The following is a 21,316-nucleotide window of genomic DNA, read 5'->3' as shown; positions in this document are numbered from 1 at the left end:
TTAACTTCTTTCTGGGGAGAAGTTGCGATCGCAACATTCATGCAACAAAGCCGTTCAATTGTATAAATTTTTGATATTCATCAATACAGTTAAATTGCTTTTGAAAAATGCTAATATTTGGCAGAGTTCCTTTTCGTAATCCAATATAGTCTTGGTAAATAGAAAATTCCCAATCTTTAGGATGCTTTACTAAGTCAGCTTTGACAGGATTAAGATGAATATATTGAAACAGATGTAATAGATATTCATCTCGATCAATATGGATAGCTTGAAATAGTGAACCTGTTCTTTGATAGCGGTTGTTAATTGCTTTTGTATAGGAAAGGGTAAATGCTTGCATCGCATTTGAGACATTATTGTTTTTTAGACATACCAATAAATGATAATGGTTGGGCATTAAACAATATGCAATAATATCGAAAGTCTCAGCAATTAAATACCTACGCATTTGACGTAAAAAATAAAGATAATTTTCACGTTCAAAGAATATATTTTGGCGATTATTTCCACGATTATAAATATGGTAATATTCGCCTGTTTTGAAGATAATTTCTCGATAAGGCATAGGCAGGTATTTCAACAATTAATAATTAATTATTACCTCTCCTTGAAAAGAAGAGGATTGACTCAAAGGAAAAACTTTTTCTTTTTTCCCTTTAAAAAGGGAGGCTTTAGACCACAATTTATCGGTAAAAAAGGTTTAAGCTTAAGAAACCGGGTTTATCTGAATGACTTGGGTTAAGTTTTCAGTATAACAATAAACCCGGTTTCTGGGTTTCTGGTTTTAGGTTTCTAGGACTACCTCCTACTCAAACGCCGATAAACTGTCACTAACCCATCCACATCCCCAACATTCCCTGGAAACAACACCACAGGTAACTCAGGAAACTGAGGATGGTCTGTAGGAGTTCGCACCATCGAACAACCTGCTAAAACCTGACCTAACAACCTGGCAGTAGTCAAAGCTAAACCTTTACTCACAGTATCATTAGAAGTAATTCCACCTTTACTGATTAAAAATCCAATATCCTCCGGCAAACCCCGAACAATATCCATTAATAATTCCGATACTGCCACACCAAACTCTAAACGCACCTGCACATTTTCAAAAGTCAACTCCTCGCGACTGGTATAAACCACAGGTGTTTTCCCTTCTGCATGAACAACATAAACTTTTTCCAGAATATTTTTGAGTAAAGTTGCTCTTTGCTCTGGAGAGTCTTCAACTAAATGAGACACATCCACTTCTACACCAACTACATCAGATTCCTGCAACAACCTTTCCAACTGTTGAGTAGACTTCTTAACGTGGGAACCCACAATAATTGCACCTGGTTTCCCACTCCTAACATATTGTCTCATCTCCTCCGCAGCTACAGGTTGAGGACCTAAAGCAGCCAGGGAAGTTAAAATACTGGCAGCACTGCGCAACAGAAACTTTTTACCTTGACTTGCTGCTGCCAATAGATCCTTGGCAAAACTATCTAAGTCCGCTTGAGTTTCTCCATCCACAACTCCACATTGGTTGCCAGTCAATTTTAGCAAACGTTCTAAACTGCCAGAACGAATGTTATCAAGGGTAAATCTTTCTACAGTTTCCGCTTTTATCTGACCTTTAGTTTTCTCCTCTACATAATCAGGCAAATAACTATAGGTGTAACCAAATACGGAATCTTTGGCAAATTCTGTTTCGTGAACTGGAGTTTCTACACCATTAACCATTAAATAGTGGATGCTCTCACGGGTGACTCTCCCTCCTTCAAAAAATGCTGGAACTAAGAAATGAGCATCAAACTGACCTAACTCTGATGCAATAACATCCGTTTCTATGGGGTAGTGACCCCGTAGAGTAGAGTCAGAACGACTGACAACCAGAAAATCTTGAATATTTGCTTGAGCGATCGCCTCTGTCAGATTTTGTGTGACTTCTCGCGTCACAGTTGCTGCTTGTTCGGGAGTCAGAGCGCGAGTATTAGAGAGGATAAAAAATATAGGAGATTCATCAAGTAATCCTAATTTTAGGGTTTCTACATCCCACTTAGTTAGGAGTAGGCAACTATGAACAGTTTGGGAACCTGTGGGATCGTCATCTATAACAATAATTTTGGGTTTGTTAGTAGTCATATTTTTGGTTAAATGGGAAATAGTAAATTTGGGAATATAGCAGTTTTCAACCTGGTGAGCTACATCTAAACGATACCTCTGAATCCCATTTTCACAGGGGTTTAGGGGGAATCTCTATAACTGTACCTCACTAACCTGGGAATTGCTATATTCTTATCTTCTAGTGAGTTAGTGCAACTGTCAACTATTTGTGTAATGATTGATTATAGCAGGGAACAGGGAACACTTAACTGGGAACACTTTTCCAACTGTTCCCTAGTCTAAGATTCATCATCAGTCTATGTCCTAATCGCCCTGGCTGTTGCTATATATCATCAGGAGTTAGGCAAAGAAACACGGTTTCTAGGGTAAATCATTGTTTTTGACAATAAATATTTAGGAAAAACCGGATTTGGTGGGTTTGCCTGCGTAAGTCCTAATACAAAAACTATAGATAATTAAAGATGAAATTTTCCAAAATGTTCGCGTCCCTGAGTTTGGGAGTAACCCTCGTCATTTCATCAGTATGGGTATCGTTCCCATCTAAAAAAGTTCAAGCGCAGTCAACTTCCCAACGTCCTTACGCCGTTTTTGTCAACGGCTATGGCAACTGCTGTGCTTGGGGTATGAACGATGTGCAAAAAGCTTTGCAAAATATGGGTGCTGAAATTCGCTATGTTCCTTGGGACAGTTTTAGAGACGGCGCTGGTCAACAAAGTTACCTCTCAAGTGACAAGCATTTTCTTAGAGAGGCACAAGACTTTATCAATAATCAACTGGACTCAAATCGACCGTTAATTTTAATCGGACATAGCTTCGGTGGGGATTCTTTACTCAGTCTTGCACCGAGAATAAAAAGAAGAATTCTTTTTTTAGGTGTTATCGATCCAATTGCGGCAGGGGGGTTCAGGAAACCCATTAAACATGGTAGAGTACCTCCAAATGTTGACTATTTCTTTAACAGGTGGCAAAGAAATCCACTTAATACAGATAACTTAGTGCCTTTTGATCGGCTTGTAGGTGGAGCGGTGCAGAATTGTCGCGCTCAAACTTGCGACCAACAACAACAGAATATTGCCAGAAGAGTAGATGGTTCCGCTATTAAAGTTGCTTGTAGCTCTTGGGATGTTGATTGTCCTGGATACGAACCCTGGCCAGGTGGTTCTAATGGTCAAAAAAAGAAGGGTCTTTATCATAACCTGATGCCGACGGATGCTTACATTCAACGACAAATTATTGATCGCATAACTCAATTGTTATAAATTGCAAGTTCATTAATGGATAATGGATAATGGATAATGGATAATGGATAATGGATAATGGATAATGGATAATTGATAATTACCTCTGGTTAAAACCGTTACGGAATTGAATATCGGGAAATATCATTTCTTTTTTTCCCCTATCCAAGGGGAGGCTTTAAACCAGAATTATTTAATTATTAATAATTAATCATTAATAATTGGGTAAGTTAAATCATAATTTGCAAAAAAAAACTCTATTTTGAAATAATTTCTCTACAAGAAACCAGGTTTATATTACTCGCCAGAATTAACTTTTATTTCTACTAATAAACCCAGTTTCTAGTTTGATAAGGTCAAAATTAAAAAAAACTTCTTCCTTTTACCAAAAAAAAAGGTCTAAAGCCTCCCCTTTTAAGGGGATAAAAAAGAGAACATTCGTTATATCAAGCCTCTGGGTTTCCTACGGAATGCTGCGCAAACAGCCAGAGGTGCTGATAACTGTTAACGCAGTTCCTCCGATAGGAGGCTAACTGATAACTGAAATGACCTTCCTTTCACTAAAGTCTAATTATTCAACTAGACTGAAATGACTTTTGTAATTTGAAATTCATCTGTGGTTGACCAACGTTATAAGTTAAAGCATAACTATTAGCTAATATCCAAAACCATAAACCAGGATAACGAGGTTCTAACCAAGGTTGAATCCAACGGGCAAAACTAGGCAACCATCCTAATAACCAACTTACCAAACTAAACAAGGTAAAATTGATGTAACTTATCGTCCAAAGTAATATTTCCTGGAAATTAATAAAATCGAGAATCCATAATAAAAGATAAGGATTTATTCTGGCTGCTTTAAGAGCTAATTTTGTAAATATCCACCAATCAGCTCTATCTTTAATAAAAGTTTCTGCTACTTCTGGAGGTGACTCTGCTAATAATCCAAAAAATGTATTCAAAATAGAATTAATTTTTTGGGGAGGTAAAAACTTACCTGTAGGTACCATCATACCTTTAGAAAATAACCAAGTAATCGCAATATTGCCTTGATAAGCACGAATTTTATTTAAGTTTTCAGCGCTGAGTAAATCATATTTTAAAGCAGTATCTAAAAGTTCAGTTAAACGAGGTAAATTTCTCACCAAAGAACCAAAACCAGTAAATACTAAAGGAGACTGAAGAGAGGCAGCATCTCCAATACAAACTAGACGGTCAAAAGCAACTTGGCGATCGCTACCTTTAATACTAAAATGACCGGGAATATAACCGAAAGTTGGCTTTTTCCATACTAATTTATCCATATCGCAGCGTCGATATTCTGGTAAAATGGAGAAAAAATCTTCATACATTTCTAACAGAGAACCTGGATTTTCTGGATGAACTTGATGATAATGAAATAGATAAAATGTTAACTCATTATCAGCACCGGGAAACAATTCCCAAATTAATTGTCTACCGCGAGAAATATCTCCATGACTATTTAGAACATCTCCATAATTTGAATCCCAAACACCAGGTTCAAATCCACCATCAATTACTGCTCCGACTGTCGGACAAACACTATCAAAAGCACGTTTACCATTTAATTGCCAAGCAATAGGAGAAGCTGTACCCATCGCATCTACTAACAAACGCCCACAGAAAATTTGTTCAGTTTTGGTAGATAGCTTTTGAGTGTAAATTACAACTTTTTCTGGTTCTATGTCAGCTTTAATAAATTCTGTTTCATCGACAATTTTTCCTCCAGCTTCTTGTAGTTTTTTTCCACATAAACTTAGTAATTTTTCTGAATCTAATGCCAGATTTAAAACTGTGGGAGTATGGAGAATTTTTGCTTTACAAAAGTCAGGGTTATTAGCATCAAAAAATTTGTTAAATCCATCTTTATATTCTCTGGCAATTAAATTTTCTACTTCTACATTAGTAAATAAACCTAAGTCAATTAAACCCTGAATTTCAGAGCGGGAAATATTCCATTCTCGATTCATTTTACCGAAAGGCAAACGTTCTAATAATAATACTTTATATCCGAGTTTTGCCATGATTGCTGAATGAATACTTCCCAGAGCGCCACCAACATAAATTAAGTCATATTCTACTGAATTATTATTTGTTCCAGACTCTTTTTTCCAAAGTACCTGTTTGGGTTTTTGAGGATTTTTAACTGATTCTCGCCAACGTTTTTCCCACCAATATAAACGGTTGAGGTCATACTCGCCTCTAGGCATTTTTTGAAAGTATTTGACTGTCAGAGGATAATCAGATTCTAATGCTGTAAAAATTGACTGATTTGATAGATCGATAGTGGGAGATTCTGGATAATTTAGAGGAAATTCTTTTCGTAAATTAGTAGTTAAATTTGAGGTAAATTTTTGTTGTATTGAAGATATATTTCCTTGTGCAAATACTTTTAGATAGGTAGTGCGTTGTAATGACCATACAAATACAGATATTTCCTTAGTAGGGTCTTCAGAAAATTTGACAATAAAACCATCTGGAGTTATAAATTTTTCGCCGAAACCAGGTTTAAATTGAGATTGTAACCATTGGCAAACAGTTTTTGTATCTGGTGTTGGTACTTCTAGGTAGAGGATTTGTTTCATCTAGTTCTATCCAGGGAATTAACTTTTTGGTTTAAATTGATAAATCAGGACTTACGCAAAGGCACTATATATAGAGTCTTGATCAGTTACGCTAGCGCTAACACACCCTACCAATAGCGTTAATAAGTAAGTCCTATAAATATCAAAAATATTATTTTAACAGTTTATGGGAAAAACTTCTAATACCAGGCTACCTTTGGAGATTATCGTTGCCCTTGCCACCCTTGAGTGTATCGTTTCCTCCTGCACCCCTGAGTGTATTCTCCCCTGTTTTTCCTTCGAGAAAATTATTATCTGTACTACTATCAATTTTATTGCCAGTAGTAACTTTATCAATGAGGTAGAGACCTGCATCCCAAGTTGAATCAGTGTGATATAATATAGTTAGGACTTACGCACTGTGGTACCAGGTTTCTAGGATAAATCGTTGTTTTGAGCAATAGAAGTCTACGAGAAACCTGGTTTCTGGGTTCGCATGGCTTTAGTCCTGATAGTTATAAAATATTTTTGGTTTAATATTTTAATATTTAGTGGTACTTAAACATTTTCTGGCCATAAAAATGGGTCAAAGCTACTCTAGACAAGGGAATTACGTCGATGTCCTCAAAATGGCTATAACCCTTGAAGACCTCGCCCTTAAGGGCGGGGTTTAAAGGATTTATACTTTTTGACGTAAAAGCCTTTGACCGTATGTATTTGATCCTTTTTTATTCCTCTATTTTGTTTAAGTCCCATTAGTAAATGAACAAGATTAATAGAAGATATAGGCTTTGTTGCATAAATAGAGCAAATAGGGTAGAAATAACAGTGCGTGGTGCAACAGATCTAAACCAATATAGAATAGATACTCGTGAAGTCCAAGTCCAAATCTAAGTACCTCCTCAGCAACTGATCTGAATACGACGCCTCCCTAAGACAGAGAGGGAGCCTCACATTTCGGCTGAATGATGAAGTAATAGAGCAGTGGGTAAACCAAGAAAGAACTGGACGTAGGGGAGGATCAAATACCTATAGTGACACGGCCATTGAATTTATGGTAACTATACAATCGTTGTTTGGTCTGGCCGGACGCCAGACCGAAGGTTTTGTGGAATCTATATTTCAATTGATGGACTTAGATTTACCGATACCAGACCATAGCACTGTATCCCGTCGATTACAGAAACTGAGTGTTCAACTGCCAGTAATACCAAGTAATGAAGCAATTCACCTGGTAGTAGATTCTACAGGGGTGAAAGTTTACGGGGAAGGGGAATGGAAAACTAGAGTTCATGGTGTCAGTAAACGGCGTACATGGCGTAAATTACATCTAGGGGTTCCGGAGGCCACAGGAGAGATTGTCAGTGGGGTAGTAAGTACCAATGATGTGAGCGATGACCAAGTATTTTCTGACCTATTAGATGGAGTAGATGGGTGCGTAGTTCAAGTATCAGGAGATGGAGCATATGATAAGTATAAGTGTTATCAGAAAGCCAGACAACAAGGAGTAAAAGCAACTATTCCACCCAGGAAAAATGCAGTAATAGGTCAGCATGGCAACTGTAAAAGCCCACCTCATCCTAGAGATGAAAACCTCAGAAGAATAAGAATTGTAGGACGTAAGAAATGGAAACGTGAATGTGGTTATCACGCCAGGCTCGTTATCAGAAACTACAATGTTCAGGCTCAAAGCCCTCTGTGGAGGGAAGTTACGACGACGAAAATTTGATAATCAGGCAGTGGAGTTGTTTATACAATGTTCCATACTCAATGTGATGATTCAAAATGGTAAACCCCAGAGCTACAAAGTAGAAATCTAGTTAACTTCCTATAAGGAAGTTTTTGGCGTTGGCGGAGCCTAGCGGCAGCTATATCGCTACTTTCATGCAACAAAGCCGAAGATATATACCAGTTTAATCCCGAATTATTCGGTATATCCCCCAGATAAACAACAAGAATGGACTCTGAACATAAATTGATAAAAAGCCAACAAGTACAACTAGCAGACATAGAAACCGCTCTGTTATCAGTCCCCGGAGTAGAACAAGCTTATGTACTGCCTGATCAAACTTTATTAGTAGCTTATGTTGTAGTTACTGGAGTATGGAACCCCCAACAATTACACTCCCAAATACAACAGCATTTACCCCCAGACATGATTTCGGTAGCTCTTGTTCCCGTGTCAAGTTTACCTTTAACTCATCAAGGAAAAGTAGACGAAGTAGCATTAGGGCGTTTTCCAGTAATTGACGAAGATTTAGTACAACGATGGGAGACAGAACTCAAAGCAGTACCAGAAATAGAAAAAGTAGCAGTGGTAGTGCAACAGAAAACACTAAAATTGCCACCATTGCATCTATCAGACTTGCTGCCATCAGAACAAATAACACTTCCTAATAATGCTGCAACTCCTGTAGAAGAAAAGTCAGTTCCTACAACAGAATTACAAATCCAATCAACATCAGAAAAGCTAGCTATCAGTGAAGGAGAACCAATAAAGTGGTTGCAAAATGCACCAACTACTTTAGCACAAGCATTAGAACGAACAGCTCAACAACACGGGGATACAAGTCTGATATATATTCAGTCAGATGGAGAAGCGATCGCTCAAACCTATAGTGAGTTGTGGGTAGAAGCTCAAAGAATATTAGGTGGGTTGAGACAGTTAGGATTGAAACCTCAAGATAAAGTAATCTTTCAGTTAGAATCAAATCAAGATTTTATCAGTGCATTTTGGGGTTGTTTGTTGGGAGGGTTTGTACCTGTACCAGTATCAGTACCCCCTAGTTATGACCAATCTCATAGTAGTCTGACCAAACTGGAAAATACTTGGCAAATGTTAGGACAACCTTTGATACTCACAGATAGGAAATATTAGTATCATCTGTGCGTGGGTGGTCGCAACGTCTGAATTTAGGTAGGTCTGTGGTTGAAACTTTGGAACAGTTACGAGGTTTTGCACCAGATACAAATATTTATAAAAGTCAACCACAAGACCTAGCAGTTTTGCTGTTAACTTCTGGCAGCACTGGGATACCTAAAGCAGTAATGCAGGAAAACAGCAAGTTATTGAGTATGTCTGCTGGTACAATTGCTATGAACCAATTTTCTAGTCAAGATGTTACCTTGAATTGGATGCCGATGGATCATGTGGGAGCATTGGTATTTTTGAGTATTATGGCAGTTGATTTAGGATGTCAGCAGATTCATGTACCGACACAATTGATACTGCAAAGTCCACTCAAGTGGTTAGATTTAATTGACTGTTATCAAGCAACAATTAGTTGGGCACCAAATTTTGCATTTACTCTGATTGGCGATCGCGCAGAAGAGGTTAAACAACGACACTGGAATTTGTCTTCCATGAGATTTTTAGTAAATGCAGGAGAAGCAATAGTTACTAAAACTGCTAGAAACTTTCTCAAACTTTTAAGTTATTATGGTTTATCGACTAAAGCTATTCATCCAGCTTTCGGAATGTGCGAGACTTGTTCGGGAATTACATGGTCTAATAGTTTTTCTCTGGAATCTTCATCTGATGAAGATAAGTTTGTTGAACTTGGTCTACCAATTGCGGGTGCTTGTTTAAGAATTGTTGATGCAAATCAAGAAGTAGTTGGAGAAGGAGCTATTGGGTCTTTACAAGTAAAAGGAGCATCAGTTACATTAGGTTACTATCAAAATTCAACGGCAAATCAAGAAGCTTTTACAGCAGATGGTTGGTTTAACACAGGAGATTTAGGGTTTCTGAAAAACGGGTGTTTAACAATTACTGGAAGACAAAAAGACGTAATTATTATCAACGGTTTAAACTACTACAGCCATGAAATAGAATCAGCAGTAGAAGAATTACCAGAAATAGAAGTTTCTTATACCGCAGCTTGTGCTGTGCGAGAAGCGAATAATAATACCGATAAATTAGCGCTATTTTTTAATACAGAAGCAACTGAAGATACAGAGCTATTAGGTTTATTAAAAACTATTAGAGAACAGGTAGTTAACCGAATGGGAATTAATCCAGATTATTTAATTCCTCTAGACAAAGACTTAATTCCCAAAACTTCTATTGGTAAGATTCAACGAACTCAACTCAGTCAAAAATTTGCCACAGGAGAATTCAAAGAAATTTTAAAGCGGGTAGATTTAATTACCGAAAATAACAACACAATTCCTGATTGGTTTTATCAAAAAATATGGGGACGAAAACAAGAAAATTATCAACCACAAAAATTAGCAAAAATCGGAGTAATTTTAGTATTTTTAGATGAATTAGGATTAGGTCAACAGTTTTGCCAAAAGTTAGAAAAAAATTCTCACCCTTATGTGGAAATAGAATTAGGAGAAACTTTTCAAAAAGTTAGTAATAATCACTATATAATTGCTCCATATATTCAAGAAAATTATCAAAAATTGTACGAATCTTTAGCAGCAGAAAATATCAAAATTGGAGCAATTATTCACCTGTGGCATTATGATAAATATACTGGAAAAATTACTGACACAGAAATTATAGAAACAGCACAACAAACAGGTATTTACAGTCTCTTATTCCTGCTACAAACTTTCGGTAATCAAAACCAAAATTATCCACTCCGACTGTTGTATGTTGCCAATAATAGTCAGTCTCTAAATCCCCAAGAAGCAATTTCCTATCAAAAAGCAACAGTACCAGGTTTACTAAAAACTATTCCCCAGGAAAACCCCCAGTGGCAATGTCGGCATCTAGACTTACCACAAAACTCATTAGAAGTCAATAGCGATCGCATCCTTAAGGAATTAACTATTGATGCTAAAGATTCAGAAGTAGCTTATCGAGATGGAGAACGTTGGGTATCAGGTCTGGAGAAAATTGACCTACCTTCAAAACCATTACAACCGTTACCATTCAAAACAGGAGGAACTTACCTTATTAGTGGCGGTTTAGGAGGAATAGGGATAGAAATTGCTGGGTATCTCCTGGAGCATTATCAGGCAAAACTATTGTTGTTAGGTCGTACCGCTCTACCAGATAGTAACAGTTGGAAAATTTATTTACAGCAAGGAGGTAAACTAGCGGAGAAAATCAAAGCTTACCAACAATTACAAAAATTAGGTGGTGAAGTGATTTACCAAGGGGTGGATATTGCCAATCAAAAAGCAGTGCAGGAGGTAGTACAGCAAACTTTGTCTGGATGGCAGGTTTCACAACTGGATGGAGTGATTCATTTGGCAGGGTTGATGCAGGAGCGTTTGCTGAGGGAGGAAACACCAGAAAGTTTAGCTGAGGTGTTACGGCCTAAATTATTAGGAACTTGGGTATTACATCAATTGCCAGAATTGCAACCAAAGAGTTTGTTTATCAACTTTTCCTCTATTAATGGTTTCTTTGGTGGCACAACGGTGGGAGCTTATGCAGCAGCTAATAGTTTCTTGGATGCTTTCTGTTACTATCAACGCGATCGGGGTCAGTTACAGAGCTATTGTTTAGCTTGGAGTATGTGGGATGAAATGGGGATGAGTCGGGGTTATCAGATGAAGCAGTTAACTCAAGCTAAGGGATATTTAGCTGTGGGATTATCTCAAGGTATGTCTTCGCTGTTAGCTGGTTTATGCTACGACCAACCATACTTAATGGTGGGTTTGGATGGTAGTAATCTTAATATCCGCAGGTTTACCACTGTATCGGATACTCTGCAACAATTAACAGCTTATTTTACTACTAACGATCAGGGTAAACCCAATGTGAGTGTTCTGGAGCGTCAGGTACAGGATGCGGTGGGTAAACCTAGTAGTTGTGCTGTAGTGGAGTTGGCAGAAATACCTTTAACTAAGGAAGGGGAAATTGATATAGATTTACTTCGAGAGAGTAATTTGGGTCGCTCTACTACTGAAAGGGTAAAACCTAGAAATGAGATGGAGCGCCAAATTGCTCAAATTTGGCAGGAAGTATTAGGGGTATCGCAGGTAGGAGTTTATGATAATTTCTTTGAATTGGGAGGTAATTCTCTGTTGGCAACTCTGGTTATTTCTCGTTTGCGACAGACTTTTGAGAAGGAACTCAACTTAAAGCTTTTATTTGAGTATCCGACTATTACTGGTATAGCTCAAAACCTGGAAGTGCTGCGTCAAGTTGCTCAAAATCAGACTACATTAACTTCTGAAACAGAAGAAGAAGAAAAGGAGAGGTTTTTGTTATAGACATCCCCAAAAATTCAAAATAAAATCAATTATCATATATAAATTATAAATTATTCCCCTCCCAGGAGGGGTTAGGGGTGGGTTCCCTATTCCCTATTCCCTATTCCTTATTCCCTATTTTATGGAGATGTCTTATGAAAATAGTTGAGTTTATATCTTATTTACAAAATCTAGGTATCAAACTTTGGATAGAAAAAGAGCAACTAGGATGTGATGCTCCAAAGGGAGTAATAACACCAGAGTTGAAACAGAATTTAATAGATCGTAAAACAGAAATTATAGAGTTTTTGCGTCAGGGGTACAAAACTCAAGAACAGTTTATTAAACCAGTTTCTAGAGATGGCAAATTACCTTTGTCCTTTGCTCAGGAAAGACTATGGTTTTTGAATCAGTTGTTCCCTAATAATCCCACTTATAATTTACCAATTGTTCTGACTATAGACGGTACTTTAAATGTTCTCGCCTTGGAGCAAAGTCTGAACGCAATTATCCAACGCCATGAAACTTTGCGGACTACCTTTTCTGATATCGATGGAAAACCTGTACAGATAGTTACTCCAGCAACCGACGTGAAACTGCCAGTGGTAGACTTGCAAAATAACTACTCGTCCCAGGAACAGTCAGAAAAAGTTCAACAGCTAGTCAGACAGGAAGCAATGGCACTGTTTGACCTAGCTAAGGGACCGATGTTACGAGTTACTTTGTTGCGACTTAACCCAGAACGTTATATGTTGCTGATAACAATGCACCATATTATTTGCGATCTCTGGTCTTTAGGGATTTTAGTTAAAGAGCTATCTAGTTTCTATGCAGCTTTTTCTCAGGGAAAAACCTCTGTTTTACCAGAACTACCTATCCAGTATGCAGACTTTGCTTATTGGCAACGAGAATGGTTTGCTGGAGAAGTGCTGGAAAAACAATTGAATTACTGGAAAAAACAACTGACTGGAGTTTCCCCAGTTCTGAAACTTCCTACAGACTACCCCCATCCTGCTAAACCTACATTTAAAGGTGGGAGCAAGTCTTTTCAAATAAATCTAGATTTGACTAAAAAACTAAGACAGTTAAGCAAAGAGTCAGAAAGTACATTATTTATGACTCTGTTATCTGCATTTTTTGTTTTATTATCCCGTTACAGCGGTCAATTAGATTTAGTAGTAGGTTCTCTATTGCCAATCGCAATCAAGGGGAAATTGAATCATTGATTGGTATGTTTGTCAATACTCTTGTGTTACGAGCTGACTTGTCAGATAATCCCACCTTCCAAGAATTATTAAATCAAGTCAGAGAAACTACGTTAGAAGCTTACGCTCACCAGGATTTCCCATTTGAGAAGCTAGTAGAGCAGCTCAAGATAGAGAGAAATTTAAGTCATAACCCTTTAGTACAGGTGGCGATCTCTCTCCAAAATACTAAAATGGAACCTTGGAGTTTACCCGGTTTAAGGGTAAGTCAAAGGTTGGATTCTGATTTCACCAGATTCGATTTGGAAGTTCATTTGATGGAAGTTTCATCAGGTTTGGAAGTTTCTTGTAACTATAGCAGAGATATTTTTGAGCCAGACACAATAGACCGGATGATGAGGCATTTCCAGGTTTTGTTAGAAGCAGTGGTAACTCATCCAGAACAAAGAGTATTGCAATTACCATTAATGACAGAGCCAGAGCTAAAGCAAATACTGGTAGAGTGGAACAATACCATAACAGATTACCCCACAGACAAATGTATCCATCAATTATTTGAGGAACAAGTAGAAAAAACTCCAGATGCAGTCGCAGTCATATTTGAAGGAAAAGAATTAACATATCAACAGTTAAATTGTCAAGCTAATCAATTAGCTCACTACTTGCAAAGTTTGGGTGTCAAACCAGAAGTATTAGTGGGTATTTGTGTAGAGCGTTCAGTAGAAATGGTAATTGGTTTGTTAGGTATCCTCAAAGCAGGTGGAGCTTATGTACCATTAGACCCCAGTTATCCAGCAGCACGTTTGAGTTATATCTTGGAAGATGCGGCAGTACCAATATTAGTGACAACTAAATCGGTTTTATCAGATTTGCCACAACATTCAGCTCAAGTAGTTTGTTTGGATAGTGATTTAGAAACACTCCGTTCATCTCAAGAAAATACAGTTAACGAAGTCAGAAGTCAGAACTCAGAAGTCAGAAGTTGTTTTGGTAACGGGGATTTGAGCAGCTCTCCAAAAACGTTTCACCGATCAATGCGGGGTTTTAGACCTAATTATTTTGATAATCCTGCTATTGGAGTAACTCCTGAAAATTTGGCTTATGTAATTTATACTTCAGGTTCAACAGGACAACCAAAGGGAGTATTAATTTCCCATCAAAATGTCACCCGCTTATTCAAAACAACTGAAGCAATTTACAATTTTAATGCTCACGACTGCTCGACATTATTCCATTCCTACGCTTTTGATTTCTCTGTGTGGGAACTGTGGAGCGCTCTGCTGTATGGTGGTCGCCTTGTAATTGTGCCGTACTGGGTTAGTCGTTCTCCCAAAGAATTTTACGATCTGTTAGTCCAACATCAGGTTACTGTCCTGAGTCAAACTCCATCTGCATTCGCTCAACTAATTGAAGTCGATCGAGACTATAGTGTTGATGCTCTCAAACTACGATATATCATCTTCGGGGGGGAAGCTCTACAGATAAAAACTCTTGCTCCATGGTTTGAGTGTCATGGCGATCGATTCCCTCAGTTAATCAATATGTATGGTATCACCGAAACAACAGTCCATGTCACATACCAAATCTTGAGCAGAGAGAGCATAGAACAGGTTAGTAGTCCAATTGGAAAAGCTTTAGGCGATTTGAAAATTTATATCCTCGATCGTTATTTACAACCAGTACCCATAGGAGTAACAGGAGAGCTTCACATTGGTGGCGCAGGTTTAGCACGAGGATATCTAAACAGACCAGAATTAACAGCAGAAAGATTCATACCTAACCCTTTTGAGGGTGACAACTCGAAACTATATAAGACGGGAGACTTAGGTAGATATTTACCCGATGGCAATATAGAATATATCGGTCGCATCGACAACCAGGTAAAAGTGCGAGGATACCGTATTGAAACTGGGGAAATAGAATCGACTCTCACTCAACATCCTAGTGTTAAACAAGCAGTAGTATTAGCAACAGAAGATAACTCTGGTAATAAAAGTCTAGTCGCTTATCTAGTGCTAGAAAGTGAAACTCCAGAAGTATCGCAGACAGAAGAAATAGGGAAATTGAAACAGTATCTGAAAGAGCGTTTGCCGGAATATATGATACCGAGCGGGTTTGTAGTGTTGCCACAACTGCCACTGACTCCTAACGGTAAAGTAGATCGTAAGGCATTACCTATACCGGATAATATCAGTAGTGTATCAACGGAGTATGTAGCTCCTGAAACGGAGACACAGAAATTATTAGCAGAGATTTGGCAAGAAGTTTTAGGAATAGAAAAGGTGGGAATATATGATAATTTCTTTGATTTGGGGGGTCATTCTCTAACCGCAGTCAAATTAGTTTCTCAGATATGCAGAAATTTCAACATTAGTCTCTCAGTCAAAACTTTATTTTTACAGCCAATAATTGCTGAGTTAAGTAATATCATCACAGAATTACTAAACAATAAAAGTGTCTCTCAACAGCAAAGTTCTCAATCAATTAAAAATGACGTTCAGGAAACATTAAAGGATAAATTTGTACAAACTAAAAATTCCGAGTATGTACAATTTGAATCTCGCTCTTTATTATCTTTATTTGCTGTCGGTAAAATTCCTCCTGTCGATGCTGTAGCTTTAGGTTATTTAGGAGAATATGATGCAGAAATATTTGATTATAGTCGAGAAAATATTATTGAAAATATCTTTGGCAATCTTCCTTTTTGGGTAATTATCAAACAGACTAATTGGGGTCGAATTGCAATAATAATTTTGCCTCGATTTATTTCTGATTTATATAACAATCAAGATGATACAGTACAGGTAATTATTGAAGCATTAGAAATGGCTAGAATAATTGGTGCTAAATTTGTTTCTTTGACTGGCTTAATTCCTTCTGCTACTGATTATGGTTTGGCAATTAACAAGGCAATTGCTAATCGTCAGGATTTGCCAAAAATCACGACTGGACATAGAACAACTGGTGCTGCTGTTGTACTTACTATTAAGAAAATATGTGAGCAAGGTGGTCGAGATTTAAGTATAGAAAAAGTAGGATTTATTGGCTTAGGTTCTGTGGGAATGAATGTGCTGCCGTTAATGTTGAAATGCTTACCGCATCCTCAAGAAATTACTCTTTGTGATATTTATAGTAAGTGGGAATTTTTGGAGAATATTCAACAAGATTTAGTACAAAAATTTGGTTTTAAAGGTCAGATAAATTTGGCATTATCAAAGACAATAGTTCCCGAACAAATTTACGAATCTACTTTAATTGTGGGAGCTACAAATGTTCCAGATGTATTAGATATTATGCAGGTTAAACCTGGTACATTAATTGTTGATGATTCTGGTCCTCATTGTTTTTCAGTAGAGCAAGCTATTCAGCGTTTTCAGGAACGGGAAGATATTTTGTTTAGTGAGGGTGGAATGTTGCGATCGCCATTTCCGATAAAAACCACAGTCTATTTACCACCCTCTGTAGAAAAGATAATGAATAATGCTCAAAAGGCAGCCGTTTTTAATTCAAATCCTTTTAATATCATGGGTTGTGTTTTTTCTAGTTTACTCTCATCTCAGTTTGAGCAACTGGAACCTACTGTAGGAATTTGCGATGGAGAACAGTCTGAATTACATTACCAAATTTTGCAAGAATTAAAATTTGAAGCAGGGGATCTACATTGTGAACATTATGTACTCCCAGCAAAATCAATTGCCAATTTTAGACAGCGTTTTGGCAAAGATTTGTAACCCACATTTTGTACTTCAAATGTAGTATAAAATAGCATAAGGAACTGGAGTTTAGAGCAGGACAAACGCATCTAATTTTTTTGACTCTCTGACAAAGAAGGTAATTTCAAATGGAGAGTATGCCAATGTACTATAGCAGACTATTGGTAAAATAAATTACAGCGCTTTTCACATTGCTCAACCACATAGTCATAACCAAAACCCAGTAGGGACGTTCGATTATTGGTTCCCCTGACTCCTGACTCTTAATCTTACTGATAAGACTTTTTCAGGAAACCCTAATTAATCAAAAAAACCACCCACAATAGTTGGTTGCCCCTTCGTAAACCTCTCAGGACTAGACTGCTTAACTCAAACGGGTCTCCTACCTATAACGGGAAAAGCTTCCAGGAAGCCAAACCGTTGCCAAGTATAGGTAGGATGACCCGAAAAGTCAAAAGCAGGCTAGTGATGCGTGTGCGGACTCAACACAAGGACGGCGATCCACCGCCCAAATTGCAAGGCTGTTGACCAACTATTAAACTGTGGGTGGTTTTGGTATTATAACATACTTTTCCTAATTTTGATTAGGAGCGATCGCTTTCAAGAATTAAGTGGGAATAAAAAAGAAAATTCAAAAATATATAGCACTATGCAAATAGGTTTTTGTTTTCTTTAATAGTGGACTGATAAATATTTAATGGTGCCTGGCGACGGATTGTCAAATCTTTTTCACAGTATAAATTTTAGCAGTCTAACACATCCTATTAGACTGACACAGCTAAAACTGTGTATTAGGGAGTAGAGAAGAAAGATTGTTTTTGGGTTTCGTCCCTCAACCCAACCTACACTCATTACACCATTGAATATGTGTTAGTCTAATTTGCGCTGAAACAGTCCACTCCCTGACTCCCTCACTCCCCTACTCCCCTACTCCCCTACTCCCCTACTCCAGACTCTGACGTGTCTGCTGCATTCGCAAGGCCAAAATATGCTCGCAAGGTCCCTGATACAATTTATTTTGCTGATACCAATTACAATTACACTGCGCCTCAATTATCCGTTCATCGCGATCGACATTTAAAGAAGGATAAAAAACTCTTCCCCTATCCCTCACACTTCCTTCAATGCTCAAAACCCCATCAATATCATTAACATAATTTACCTCAACAAGATTTTCCTGCAAAAATCTAGTAGCACTTTCTTCCCTAGCATTTGCAAACCTTAACCTCTCCATTGGTAGAAGTTCACGACTTAATTCTCGGACTCGATAAACCTGTTTATTCAAATCATAAATTACTCTTCCAGCTTGAGTATAAGCACCCAAAGCACCCAACACAGAAGTACGACTTAAATTAAGTCTTTTTGCCAAACTATCAGCAGTTTCAAACCAGTTTTCTCGTAACCCATTAAATATTATTTTCTGAGTCCATTCATCCACATCAGCGCGGGGTGCCATTAAATCAAAATTACCAGCTTGTGCCCAATCATTTGCCGTCCATCCTGATAATCCTAAAGTAAAAGACATATCTCCTAAATCTGCTACATAAAAAGACGGCATTCCTGTGCCTAATAAATGAACAGTAAATTTATTAGCAATAGGAATTAAACGTTCTAAAATATGTAGTCTTCTTCGCCCCCAAGTTCGGATTTGTTGAGGGGTATTTCCGGTGTAAATTGAACGGTGACAAATTATTTCCAAATTCCAAGGTTCAAATACTATTTCTATTGGTTCTCCTGGTTCTAAAAAGTAGCGAATACTGCGGGGTCCCTGTTTTTCTTTGTGGCGACGCAAAACCAAACACATATTATAAATATCCATTGGGTGAAGGTCGAATTTTGTCGCAGGTAATGACATAGCTGAACTGACTTGTAAAAATCCTCTTACCCAACTATCGGGGAGGTCTATTTTTACTTCTTTGAAAGTTTCTTCGTTGGTAGTTTTAACTTCAAAACCGGAAGGGTCTACTTGAAGTTCTGTTGTTTTATAACTACGAATTTTTTGGAATTCTTGATAGAGGGCAGCGGAATAGTCAATGTTAGTAGTTCCGCAGGCAAAATCATTGATATTTTTGAATACTTCATAACTCGCTCCAAGTCTTCCGTAAGTTGATTCGTCAACGCTAAAACATTCAAAGAAAATTTCATCGGGATGAACAGTTATTACTGGGTCTAAAACGTACCAAGCATCATAATCAACTTTATAAAGATATTGAAATAATTTTTGTTGAGCTTGGTAAAAAGGTTTTAAACGTTGGTGACGGTTTTTATTTAGTTGGTTTAATTCTGTGCTAATTTCTGTTATTTTTTTAGCTACTTCTTGACGTTGAGCCGCGATGTTTTCCCAGTCTATTTCATCTTCTTGTTGGGCACGCCATTCTTTATAGGCAGTTTTGTCTTTTGGTTTGTATCGGAGGTCAGAAACTACCACGTCATGTAAAGCACTTATAGCTTCACGAAATGCGACATTTTTTCCTAGTTCGCCGATAAAATAAGTAGGTTCTCTTTTAGTGTCTGGAGAGAATGACATTTGGGTATTTTTGCCATTGTCAGTGACACCTGTATTGCCTTTATAAGAGTAATTAAATTCCATAATTTTTTTTGTAACAGGACTTACGCAAGGACGCTATATATAGCGTTACTAATTTAGGCGATCGCTTAAAAATTTATAGCGATATAGCTGCCGCTAGGCTCCGCCAACGCCTCAAGGCAAGTACCATTGTTAAAACAAGGTTAAAAAACACCTAGAAAATAAAAATAGCCTTGAATTTTATTGTGGGCTTTTTCAATTCTTTCCTCAGATAATCTGAGAGTAATTCATGCTTGATCTTATAGATAGTTTTTCCTAGTTTTACTGCCAATCTTTTTAAAAAATTCCAGACTAACATAGCACAGGCTATATGGTTTTTCTGAATTTGACTGAGACGACATTGACAAAACTCTATACCTGTTAGTTGCTTAATTTCCCTGTGAAACTCTTCGATTTTCCACCTAGTTTGAGACTCAAATTCTACAGCATCTACTGAAGATTGACCTAAGTCATTAGTTGCAATATATTCTGTCCTGTTGGTAGAAACAGTTGCCCAAAATAGTTTGACTTTCTTATCTCTGGGAAAACCTTTAATTTTAATTATTTTACCTGATATTTTTTCTGATTCATTCCAACTTAATTCTCCAATATTTTTATATTTATCTACACCTCCAGTATCATCTACTAGACGATTTATTTTTAAAGGGCAGTAATAAATTTTTCCTAAGTTATCTACTAATCCCATTAATCTTTGTGTGGCATACCAACTCTCCATTAACACTGTTTTAAATGCTAATTTCTTTTTTTTTAGCACATTTAATATCATTTCTTCAACATGATCTATCTTAGTTTTTTTGTCACTATCTGGGTCATAAATTCGATAATCTATTATCCAAAATTGCTCGATTTTTGGATTAAAATATATACAATTTACTACCCCTATACCACAAATTACTTTATGCTCATTACCGCTGTACTGCCGCCGAACTAACTCAATTTTATTGCCATGTTCCTTGTTGATAACTGTATCATCAAAGATTAAATAACCTTCTGGGTTAGTTACAATTTCTCCTTGAACATTTTTCCATAAATCTTGAGAATCAAAACTTTCTATTTTTAAATAGCGATTGATTGTGTCATGGCTAACATTTTCTAGGTGATTGGCTAAGTTTGTAATAGTATAATTTGTCTGAGAATTCAGTAAATATTGACAGTAATCAATATAGTTAAAATTCATATTGTTAGCTTCAATTAACAATAATATTATTCTATAATAACTAGAGTGTTTTGGCATAAGTTATGATAATTTTGTTGTTCAGGCGTTGGCGGAGCCTAGCGGCAGCTATATCGCCAAGAGGAACTAAGTAAGGAGCGCCAATATAGAGAAAGTCTTGAAGCTTAACACTATATATAGTGTCCTTGCGTAAGTCCTGTGTAATTTATTGAATAATTTTAACAGGGTTTTTGTTATATCATTTCTCCATGAAGTTGCACTTCATAAAAGATAAGAGCTGTCAGTAAAATTCAACTCTGGGTAAGACATATTAAGTGGATTACTGTAATTGATAATTAATTTAACTATTCTGGTATAGTTTCTAGATTTTAGATGAAGTGGTAAGGGTGGCGATCGCCTAACCTCCGTTTCATCGATGATTAATTTAACTATTCCGGTATAGTTTCTAGATTTTAGATGAAGCGAGAAGGGTAGCATCACCTTACCTAACTTTGATTGATGATTAATTTAACTATTCCGGTATAGTTTCTAGATTTTAGATGAAGCGAGAAG

Annotated in this window: 10 protein-coding genes and 2 pseudogenes; 6 read left to right on the top strand and 6 right to left on the bottom strand. The window is 37.1% G+C overall.

Annotated features, from left to right (window positions below; translation table 11 throughout):
• Positions 1-37: 37 nt before the first annotated feature.
• Both ACP6PK_RS05730 and ACP6PK_RS05725 read right to left on the bottom strand, forming a co-directional pair.
• Positions 38-580 (bottom strand): transposase, encoded by a 543-nt coding sequence (locus ACP6PK_RS05730; RefSeq protein WP_426558528.1) that lies wholly within the window; start codon positions 578-580, stop codon positions 38-40.
• 218 nt (positions 581-798) lie between these two features.
• Positions 799-2,124: a four-carbon acid sugar kinase family protein gene (locus ACP6PK_RS05725; protein ID WP_426558526.1), complete on the bottom strand. Its 1,326-nt coding sequence runs from the start codon at positions 2,122-2,124 to the stop codon at positions 799-801.
• Between the two features lie 443 nt (positions 2,125-2,567).
• Between ACP6PK_RS05725 and ACP6PK_RS05720 the strand changes: the two genes are divergently transcribed.
• Entirely contained in the window at positions 2,568-3,365 is a 798-nt protein-coding gene (locus ACP6PK_RS05720; protein WP_143438266.1) for an alpha/beta hydrolase, read from the top strand.
• A 554-nt stretch (positions 3,366-3,919) separates the two neighbouring features.
• On the opposite strand, the gene ACP6PK_RS05715 is transcribed toward ACP6PK_RS05720, so the two are convergent.
• Together ACP6PK_RS05715 and ACP6PK_RS05710 are read right to left on the bottom strand one after the other, a co-directional pair.
• A complete protein-coding gene (locus ACP6PK_RS05715) occupies positions 3,920-5,950 on the bottom strand; it encodes an NAD(P)/FAD-dependent oxidoreductase (RefSeq protein WP_426558524.1) in 2,031 nt (676 codons plus the stop codon).
• Positions 5,951-6,140: 190 nt separating this feature from the next.
• Positions 6,141-6,260, bottom strand: a complete 120-nt coding sequence (locus tag ACP6PK_RS05710) for a hypothetical protein (protein WP_426558534.1) — start codon at positions 6,258-6,260, stop codon at positions 6,141-6,143.
• Between the two features lie 582 nt (positions 6,261-6,842).
• Here ACP6PK_RS05710 and ACP6PK_RS05705 point away from each other — a divergent pair.
• The 5 genes and pseudogenes from ACP6PK_RS05705 to ACP6PK_RS05685 form a co-directional block, all read left to right on the top strand.
• Positions 6,843-7,749 (top strand): annotated as a pseudogene (locus ACP6PK_RS05705) (IS5 family transposase); the annotation flags it as partial.
• A 137-nt stretch (positions 7,750-7,886) separates the two neighbouring features.
• Positions 7,887-8,807: an AMP-binding protein gene (locus ACP6PK_RS05700; RefSeq protein ID WP_426558522.1), complete on the top strand. Its 921-nt coding sequence runs from the start codon at positions 7,887-7,889 to the stop codon at positions 8,805-8,807.
• Between the two features lie 8 nt (positions 8,808-8,815).
• Complete coding sequence (locus ACP6PK_RS05695; RefSeq protein WP_426558520.1) at positions 8,816-12,106, top strand: SDR family NAD(P)-dependent oxidoreductase; 3,291 nt, start codon at positions 8,816-8,818, stop codon at positions 12,104-12,106.
• A gap of 134 nt (positions 12,107-12,240) precedes the next feature.
• Positions 12,241-13,727: pseudogene (locus ACP6PK_RS05690) on the top strand (condensation domain-containing protein); the annotation flags it as partial.
• A gap of 30 nt (positions 13,728-13,757) precedes the next feature.
• Positions 13,758-17,021 carry an amino acid adenylation domain-containing protein gene (locus ACP6PK_RS05685; RefSeq protein WP_426558532.1) on the top strand — a complete coding sequence of 1,088 codons (3,264 nt, stop codon included), beginning with the start codon at positions 13,758-13,760 and terminating at the stop codon, positions 17,019-17,021.
• A 925-nt stretch (positions 17,022-17,946) separates the two neighbouring features.
• Here the strand turns inward: ACP6PK_RS05685 and ACP6PK_RS05680 are convergent.
• Together ACP6PK_RS05680 and ACP6PK_RS05675 are read right to left on the bottom strand one after the other, a co-directional pair.
• Complete coding sequence (locus tag ACP6PK_RS05680; protein ID WP_426558518.1) at positions 17,947-19,593, bottom strand: SWIM zinc finger family protein; 1,647 nt, start codon at positions 19,591-19,593, stop codon at positions 17,947-17,949.
• Between the two features lie 151 nt (positions 19,594-19,744).
• The gene (locus ACP6PK_RS05675; protein ID WP_426558530.1) at positions 19,745-20,767 is read right to left on the bottom strand and encodes an IS701 family transposase; all 1,023 of its coding nucleotides are present in this window, start codon (positions 20,765-20,767) and stop codon (positions 19,745-19,747) included.
• Between the last annotated feature and the right edge of the window lie 549 nt (positions 20,768-21,316).

Source organism: Dapis hubbardiae BLCC-M172 (assembly GCF_050016015.1).
Taxonomy (GTDB): Bacteria; Cyanobacteriota; Cyanobacteriia; order Cyanobacteriales; family Microcoleaceae; genus Trichodesmium.
Note: the sequence above shows the minus strand (reverse complement) of the source record. Positions and strands in the feature narration are given on the sequence as shown.